General features: G+C 63.8%; 9 protein-coding genes. 7 read left to right on the top strand and 2 right to left on the bottom strand.

From position 1 onward, the window contains the following. Positions 1 to 77: 77 nt before the first annotated feature. On the bottom strand, positions 78 to 812 hold the full coding sequence (locus tag VMA74_RS02965; protein WP_325364652.1) for a 16S rRNA (uracil(1498)-N(3))-methyltransferase: 735 nt from the start codon (positions 810 to 812) through the stop codon (positions 78 to 80). A 172-nt stretch (positions 813 to 984) separates the two neighbouring features. On the opposite strand from VMA74_RS02965, the gene VMA74_RS02960 reads away from it, so the two are divergent. Beyond that, a complete protein-coding gene (locus tag VMA74_RS02960) occupies positions 985 to 1,311 on the top strand; it encodes a hypothetical protein (protein ID WP_325364650.1) in 327 nt (108 codons plus the stop codon). Between the two features lie 25 nt (positions 1,312 to 1,336). Here the strand turns inward: VMA74_RS02960 and VMA74_RS02955 are convergent, their stop codons facing one another. Further along, entirely contained in the window at positions 1,337 to 2,701 is a 1,365-nt protein-coding gene (locus VMA74_RS02955; RefSeq protein WP_325364648.1) for an adenosylmethionine--8-amino-7-oxononanoate transaminase, read from the bottom strand. Between the two features lie 50 nt (positions 2,702 to 2,751). On the opposite strand from VMA74_RS02955, the gene VMA74_RS02950 reads away from it, so the two are divergent. From VMA74_RS02950 to VMA74_RS02925, 6 genes are all read left to right on the top strand, one after another. Next, positions 2,752 to 3,519, top strand: a complete 768-nt coding sequence (locus VMA74_RS02950) for a type II secretion system protein N (RefSeq protein WP_325364646.1) — start codon at positions 2,752 to 2,754, stop codon at positions 3,517 to 3,519. A gap of 2 nt (positions 3,520 to 3,521) precedes the next feature. Continuing rightward, positions 3,522 to 4,307 (top strand): inositol monophosphatase family protein, encoded by a 786-nt coding sequence (locus tag VMA74_RS02945; protein WP_325364644.1) that lies wholly within the window; start codon positions 3,522 to 3,524, stop codon positions 4,305 to 4,307. A gap of 101 nt (positions 4,308 to 4,408) precedes the next feature. After that, positions 4,409 to 4,972, top strand: coding sequence for an ADP compounds hydrolase NudE (gene nudE / locus VMA74_RS02940; RefSeq protein WP_325364642.1), 564 nt, complete (start codon positions 4,409 to 4,411; stop codon positions 4,970 to 4,972). 4 nt (positions 4,973 to 4,976) lie between these two features. After that, positions 4,977 to 5,789, top strand: coding sequence for a 3'(2'),5'-bisphosphate nucleotidase CysQ (gene cysQ / locus VMA74_RS02935; protein WP_325364640.1), 813 nt, complete (start codon positions 4,977 to 4,979; stop codon positions 5,787 to 5,789). Further along, positions 5,786 to 6,592 carry a nucleoside triphosphate pyrophosphohydrolase gene (mazG, locus tag VMA74_RS02930; protein WP_325364638.1) on the top strand — a complete coding sequence of 269 codons (807 nt, stop codon included), beginning with the start codon at positions 5,786 to 5,788 and terminating at the stop codon, positions 6,590 to 6,592. The genes cysQ and mazG overlap by 4 nt, the downstream gene beginning before the upstream one ends. 83 nt (positions 6,593 to 6,675) lie before the next feature. Then, a partial coding sequence (locus VMA74_RS02925; protein WP_325364636.1) for a DUF4097 family beta strand repeat-containing protein occupies positions 6,676 to 7,436 on the top strand: 761 nt, incomplete at its 3' end.

The following is a 7,436-nucleotide window of genomic DNA, read 5'->3' as shown; positions in this document are numbered from 1 at the left end:
CATATATTTGCAGCGTGAAGGCGGTTGGGAAGCGACATTCGATTGGGACGTCAGTGGCAGACGCGCGTTGCCTTGCCCTAAAAGTCCCCGTGCGTCGCTTGCAAGGCGGCCAGTGCCGCCAAGCCTGCGGTTTCTGTGCGCAAAATCCGCGGCCCCAGGCGCAGACCCCGAAAGCCCGCTTGGTGTAAAGCTGCGACATCACGATGGCCCAGGCCGCCTTCCGGCCCCACCACCAGCAATCCCCCTGCCGCGCCAAACTGGACTTCGCGTGCCCGCAGCGTGCCTTCTGGCAACAAGGCCAGACGTTGCGCATCATCATCGGCCAGGCTTTCCAGCCAGTTTTGCAGCGCCTGCGTAGGCATCACTTCGGGAACGCGTACACGTCCGCTCTGCTCACATGCACTGGCTGCCACCGCGCGCCAATGCTGCAGGCGTTTTTCGGCGCGCGCTGCATCCAGTTTCACTTCGGAGCGCTCGGTGAGCAGCGGCACGATGCGCGCCACGCCCAATTCGGTGGCTTTCTGCACGATCAGGTCCATCTTCTCGCCGCGCGCAACCGCTTGCGCCAAGGTGAGCCTGAGCGGCGACTCGTTCGCAACGGCTTCGCGGCCGTCGATACGAACCATCACGTCGCGCTTGCCGAAGCTGATCAGCATGGCCGTGTAATCGAAACCATCGCCGTTGAACACGGTCAGCGCATCGCCTGCATTCATGCGCAGCACGCGCACCACGTGTTCGGCGGCCTGCGCGGGCAGTGCCAGTTCGGCGCCAAGCGCCAGCGGCTGTTCGACATGGATGCGGGTGGTGCGCATAAGCTTTCGATTGCGGGAAGGAGGACGAGCATACCGCCTGCTGCGCCATGGTTCAGCCATCTGAACGATCTGGCTTGCGGAGCCTCTTGCGATGAACCGCCGCTGGTAGCAGGATGGATCCACCCCTGTAAAAGCTCGTGTTTTCCCCCATCCATCGAGCTAGGAGGTTCCTATGATCAAGCTGATGATTTCCGCTGTCTTGCTGGCAACTGCGACGGTGGCGCTTGCCACTCCCCAGAACGCGCCTTCGGCAGGTCAAACCCAGGCCGATACGGCATCCGCCAGCGCGCACCACGTCAATCGCTCGCCGCTCAAGCCGGGTGACCGCCAGTGCATCCGCGATACCGGCAGCCTGATCCCGGCCAAGAAAGGCGAATGCCTGCCCGTTCCGGGTCGCTCCTACAGCAAGCAGGATATCGACGCCACTGGCGAAACCACGCTAGGGCCGGCATTGCAGCGGCTGGATCCAGCCATTACGACATATGGTCGCGGTCACTGACCATGGTGCACACGGCGTAGAGAGGCTACGCCACGGCGTGGATGATGCCGTCTCTTGCCACCTCGATCAGGTGATCCAGCTCGCTTTCGCTCACCACGTAAGGCGGCATGAAGTAGATCACGTTGCCCAGTGGGCGCAGCAAGGCGCCGTGCTCGAGCCCATGCAAATAAACACGCAGGCCGCGTCGTTCCTCGGCCGCAAACGGGCGCCGCGTCGCCTTGTCGGCCACCAGCTCCACCGCGGCGATCATGCCGTGCTGGCGTACATCGGCCACGTTCGGATGCTCGCGTAGCGGCGCCAGCCGGTTAGCAAGGTGCGCCGCCAGCACGCGATTGCGCGCCAGTACCGGCTCATCGCGAAAGATGTTCAAGGTTTCCAGTGCCGCGCGGCACGCCAGTGGATTGCCGGTATAGCTATGCGAATGCAGAAATGCTTTGCCTGCGTTGTATTCAGCGTAGAAGGCGTCGTAAACGTGTTGTGTCGTCAGCACCGCGGAGAGCGGCAAGGTGCCGCCGGTCAGTCCTTTCGACAGGCACATGAAATCCGGTGCGATACGCGCCTGTTCGCAGGCAAAGAGTGTACCGGTGCGGCCGAAACCGACGGCGATTTCATCGGCGATCAGATGCACGTTGTACTGGTCGCACAAGGCGCGCAGGCCGCTGAGATACACCGGGTGATACATGCGCATGCCGCCTGCGCATTGCACCAGTGGCTCCACGATCACCGCGCAGGTTTCATGCGCATGGCGCTCCAGCAGCACGCGCATCGCTTCCAGCCGGCGCGTGGCGACATGCTCGGGCGCTTCGCCCGGTTCGCCTTCATACGCATCGGGCGAGGGTGCGAGCATGGGCGTCAGCAATAATGGGGCGTAGGTCTTGCGATACAGCGCGACGTCACTGACCGATAGTGCGCCCAGCGTTTCGCCGTGGTAGCTGCCGGTCAGCGCGATAAAGCGTGTCTTCTCGCCGTGTCCCAGGTTGAGCCAGTAGTGAAAGCTCATTTTCAGCGCGACTTCGACGGCCGCCGAACCGTTGTCGGCGAAGAAGACTTTTTCCAGGCCTTGGGGGGTGATCGCCACCAGCCGCTCGGCCAGTTCGATCGCCACCGGATGCGTAAAGCCGGCAAAGATCACGTGCTCCAGCGTGGCCGCCTGCTCCGCCAGCGCGGCGGCGATGCGTGGGTTGGCGTGTCCGAACAGATTGGTCCACCAGGAGCTGATGCCGTCCAGATAGCGGCGGCCGTTCGCATCGATCAGCCACGGACCTTCGCCGCGCACGATCGGCACCATCGGTACGTGCTGGTGGTGATCATGCATCTGGGTGCAAGGGTGCCAGATATGGCGAAGATCGCGCTCGGCGAGGAGGGTGTTGGCATCGGCTGGCTGAGTCATCCCGCTATGATCGGGGTAGTCAAGGGTGTTGCTCAAGCATGGTTGGATCGATGAAGCGCTGGTTGGTGGGTTTGATGGCGGGCGTGCTCGCCCTTGCCGCGCTGGTGTGGTTTTTGCCGGCGCGCTGGGCGTTGCCGTGGCTGCAGGCGCAACTGCGCGGGGTGCGCCTGGACGATGTCAGCGGAACGCTATGGCAGGGGCGGGCAGGGCAGGTGTCGCTGGTGAACGGCACGCAGCTCGGCAGCCTGGCCTGGACGCTCTCGCGGCGCGCCTTGTTCGGCGATATCCGCGTGGGCTTGGATCTGCGCCAGCCACAACTGCGACTGCAGGGACAACTGCATCGCATTTCTTCTGCGCAGCTCGATCTGCACGACATCCGTTTGCACATCGACATGGCCGAGTTCGGCGCCCCAGCGTGGCTACGCGGGCAACCGCAAGGGCAACTCGATTTGCAGGCGCCGCAGGCACAGTTGCAGGGTCATTGGCCGATGCAATTGGATGCGACCGGTACGTGGTCGCACGCCGCCGTGCGCACGCCTCAGGGCAAGGTGTCGCTGGGCACGCTGTCGCTGGCGGTGAGCGGGCAATCGGGCGCCATCCGCGGTACGTTGAGTGATGACGGCAACGGTGCGTTGCAGACGGTTGGACGGCTATCTTTCAGCCCGCTGGGCTGGGATCTGCAACTGCGCCTGGTTCCTCGCAGCGACAATCCAGCCTTGCTGAGCTGGTTGCGCAGTTTCGGTGAACCCGCAGCGGACGGCGCGCTCGAACTCCGCTATCGTGGTGGTTTGGCCCAGTTAAGTCCTGCAACAAGGTGACGATGAACGAGCAGCGATGGGAGGCGGCGCTGAAGGCCGCACGCGAAGCGGCGGAAGCGGCCGCCGAAGTGATCCGGCATTACTGGTGCCGTGGCGTAGACGTCGAGATCAAATCCGATGCCACGCCGGTGACGATCGCCGACCGCGAAGCCGAGCAGGCCATTCGCGCCATCCTTGCTCCGGCCTTGCCGGGCGCCGCTATCTACGGCGAAGAATTCGGCCTGGACAACGAGGGCGCCGACTTGCTCTGGCTGGTCGATCCGCTGGACGGCACCAAGAGCTTCGTGCGCCGCACGCCGTTTTTCTCCACGCAGATCGCGCTGATGCAGCGCGGAGAACTGGTGCTGGGTGTCTCGAGCGCGCCGGTGTACGGCGAGACGGTGTGGGCCAGCCTCGGCGGTGGCGCTTGGTTCAACAGCGAACGCCTGCACGTGGCATCTACCACCGACATGGCGCAGGCGTCGATCTCCATCGGCAACGTCAAAACGCTCACCGGCGATGCGCGCTGGGACGCACTCGGGCAGATGATCCGTGACAGCAATCGCATCCGCGGCTACGGCGATTTTTGCCATTACCACTTGCTGGCACGCGGCGGCTTGGACCTGGTGATCGAATCGGATGTGAATATTCTCGACGTGGCTGCGCTGGCAGTGATCGTGCGCGAAGCGGGTGGCGTGTTCACCGATCTGGAGGGCAAGCCGTTGAATCTGGATACGCGCAGCGTGCTGGCCGGTACGCCGGCGATCCAAGCGCAGGCGTTGGCTCGCTTTGCTCGCCGGGAATCATGAATCGCCGATCGGGAGTAGCGCAGTAAATCTGCGGAGGCCCGTTTTTCACCATTGACGATTCCCGATTTACGTCATTAACGATTCCCGTACAATCCCACCTCATGCCACCTCGCTACCCCATCATCCACGCGACACGCGACTCGGACACCAGCCGTTTTCTGCATGCGGAGCAGGTGGACCTGGAATTCTCCAATGGCGAGCACCGCACCTACGAGCGGCTCAAGGGCCATGGCCTCGGGGCGGTGATCATCGTGCCGATGCTCGACGACGAAACCGTGCTGCTGGTGCGCGAATACGGCGTGGGCCTGGACCGCTATGAACTGGGTCTGCCGAAAGGCCGCCTGGATCAGGATGAAACGGTCGAGCAGGGCGCCGATCGCGAGCTGAAAGAAGAAGTGGGCTACGGCGCACGCAAGCTGAAGATCCTGCACAACCTTTCACTGTCGCCCGCCTACATGACCCACATGGCGCACGTGGTGCTGGCGCAGGATCTGTATCCGGAGCGCCTGCCTGGCGACGAGCCCGAAGAGATGGAAGTGGTGCCCTGGAAACTCTCCGAACTGCACACCCTGGTCGTGCGGGACGACGTCACCGAAGGCCGTTCCATCGCCGCGCTGTTCCTGGCGCGCGAATACCTGGCCGGACGGCTGCAGGGGACGCGCTGACCGTATGCCCGATCATCCGCTTTTGCTTGATATTGGCCTGCTGGCGCGCCGCGCGGGCGAAGCCATCATGGTCATTTACCGCGAAGATTTCGATGTCGAGATGAAGGCCGATTTCTCGCCGCTCACCGCGGCGGACCTGGCCGCCCAGAAAGTCATCGTCGCAGGTCTCGCGCAGATCGATCCGCAACTGCCGGTGGTCTCGGAAGAGGCCAGCCAGCTGCCGTGGTCACAGCGTCGCCAATGGGAGCGCTATTGGCTGGTCGATCCGCTCGACGGCACGCGTGAATTCGTCAAGCGCAACGGCGAATTTACCGTCAACATCGCCCTCATCGAACACGGCCAGCCCGTGCTCGGCGTAGTGTTGGCGCCGGTGACCGAAGAGCTGTTCGCCGCCGCGCGCGGGCATGGCGCCTGGTGGCAGGTGCAAAGCGGCGCCGACTGGGAGCGCATTTCCACGCGCGCGTTGGCCAACCCGCCGGTTGCGGCAGGCAGCCGTTCGCATGGCGGTTCGTCGGAAGACACGCTGCGCCGCTTGCTCGGTGAGGAATACCTGCTGCACCCGCTGGGCTCCTCGCTCAAGTTCTGCCTGATCGCGCGCGGCTCCGCGGACGTCTACCTGCGTCGTGGCCCCACCAGCGAATGGGACACCGCCGCCGCGCAATGCGTGCTGGAAGAAGCCGGTGGCGCGGTGCTCGACCTGACCGGCAAGCCGCTGCACTACAACCGCGGCGAATCGCTGATCAATCCGGAATTTGTGGCGGTGGGCGATACCGATATCGATTGGCCGGCCCGCTTGCGTGACGCGGGCTTGCCGTGAGCACGGCCGCGCGTCACAGCCTGGCCGATCTGCTTGCCATCATGGCCCGCCTGCGCGATCCCGAACGCGGCTGCCCGTGGGACCTGCAGCAGGATTTCAGCAGCATCGCGCCCTACACCATCGAAGAGGCCTACGAAGTCGCCGACGCCATCGACCGCAAGGACTGGCCCGACCTGTGCGATGAATTGGGTGACCTGCTGCTGCAGGTGGTGTTCCATTCGCAGATGGCGCAGGAGCAGGGCCTGTTCGATTTCGACGACGTGGCGCACGCGATCAGCGCAAAGATGTTGCGCCGGCATCCGCATGTGTTTGGCGATGTCAGCTATGCGGACATCGACGAACAGAAGCGCGCCTGGGAGGAGATCAAGCACGCCGAGCGCGCGGCGAAAGGCGCGTCACATGACGACAGCGCGCTGGCCGGCGTTTCGCGCGGCCAGCCGGAATGGCAGCGCGCCTTGAAGCTGCAGCAGCGCGCCGCGACCGTCGGTTTCGATTGGCCCGATCATCGACCCGTGATCGGCAAGTTGCACGAAGAGTTGGCCGAAGTGGCCGCCGAATTCGACGCTGGTGCCGATCCGGCCCGGCTGGAAGACGAGATTGGCGATGTGCTGTTTGTCGCGGTGAACCTGGCGCGCCACGCCAAGGTGGATTTCGCCCGCGCCATGCACCATGCCAATGCGAAATTCGAGCGGCGCTTCCGGCGCATGGAGCAATTGGCGGCCGCGGCGGGGAACCCGCTGTCGTCGCAAGCTTTGGTGGAGCAGGAAGCGCTTTGGCAGCAGGCCAAAGCGGAAGAAGGCTAGCGTCCCTTCATATCTTGGCGGGGTCTTCAACCTTTTGTCCCCGTTGCGCATCTGAAGCATTCAAACACAGCCGGAGATTTCGTATGCGTTACCTGCTCGCTTTGCTTGTGCTGCTTCCCATGGCCGCGAACGCCGCGGATTGCCGCTACAGCGCCCCTCGCAACCTGCATGACGATCTGGCCGGCGTGCGCCAGGTGCAGATCCAACTGCACAGCCATGACCTGCACCTGGTCGGCAATAATGGTGCCAGCGGCTTCCAGCTCAATGGCCGCGCCTGTGCTTCCTCTCAGTCAGCACTGGACAACCTGCAGGTGACCTCGCACCGCGAGGGCGACCAGCTCATCATCGACGTCGGCGGCCATGGCTCGTTCAACGTCGGTCTGTTCGGTGTTTCTTACGAGTACCTGGACTTGCAGGCACAGCTACCGCCCAACGTGCCGGTGAGCATCCACTCCAATTCCGGTGACGTCTACGTCGAGGGACTCTCGCAGCTCAGTGCGCAGACCGGTTCGGGCGATCTGCACATCGACCACATCGCTGGCGAGGTCTCGGTCACGAGCGGTTCGGGCGATGTCGAGCTCTCCGATATCGGCAGCCTGCGCGTGGGCTCGATGGGTTCGGGCGATATCAAGGCGCGCAACGTGCATGCGGGCGTGAATATCGGCAACGTCGGCTCCGGTGATATCACGCTGGAGCACGTGGGTGGCAGCGTCTACGTGGGCACCATCGGCTCGGGCGATGTGACGGTGAAGGACGTGCGTGGCGATTTCACCGTGGGCGCGAAAGGCAGCGGTGACATCGTTCATAGTGAAGTCGGCGGCAAGGTGAGCGTGCCGCGCGAGGA

The sequence above is a fragment of the Dyella sp. genome (assembly GCF_035508675.1).
Taxonomy (GTDB): domain Bacteria; phylum Pseudomonadota; class Gammaproteobacteria; order Xanthomonadales; family Rhodanobacteraceae; genus Dyella_B.
This window is presented reverse-complemented; position numbering and strand designations above follow the sequence as displayed.

Coding starts and splice junctions, on each gene's coding strand:
- VMA74_RS02965 (WP_325364652.1), bottom strand. CDS start 812: ATGCGCACCACCCGCATCCATGTCGAACAGCCGCTGGCGCTTGGCGCC.
- VMA74_RS02960 (WP_325364650.1), top strand. CDS start 985: ATGATCAAGCTGATGATTTCCGCTGTCTTGCTGGCAACTGCGACGGTG.
- VMA74_RS02955 (WP_325364648.1), bottom strand. CDS start 2,701: ATGACTCAGCCAGCCGATGCCAACACCCTCCTCGCCGAGCGCGATCTT.
- VMA74_RS02950 (WP_325364646.1), top strand. CDS start 2,752: ATGAAGCGCTGGTTGGTGGGTTTGATGGCGGGCGTGCTCGCCCTTGCC.
- VMA74_RS02945 (WP_325364644.1), top strand. CDS start 3,522: ATGAACGAGCAGCGATGGGAGGCGGCGCTGAAGGCCGCACGCGAAGCG.
- nudE (WP_325364642.1), top strand. CDS start 4,409: ATGCCACCTCGCTACCCCATCATCCACGCGACACGCGACTCGGACACC.
- cysQ (WP_325364640.1), top strand. CDS start 4,977: ATGCCCGATCATCCGCTTTTGCTTGATATTGGCCTGCTGGCGCGCCGC.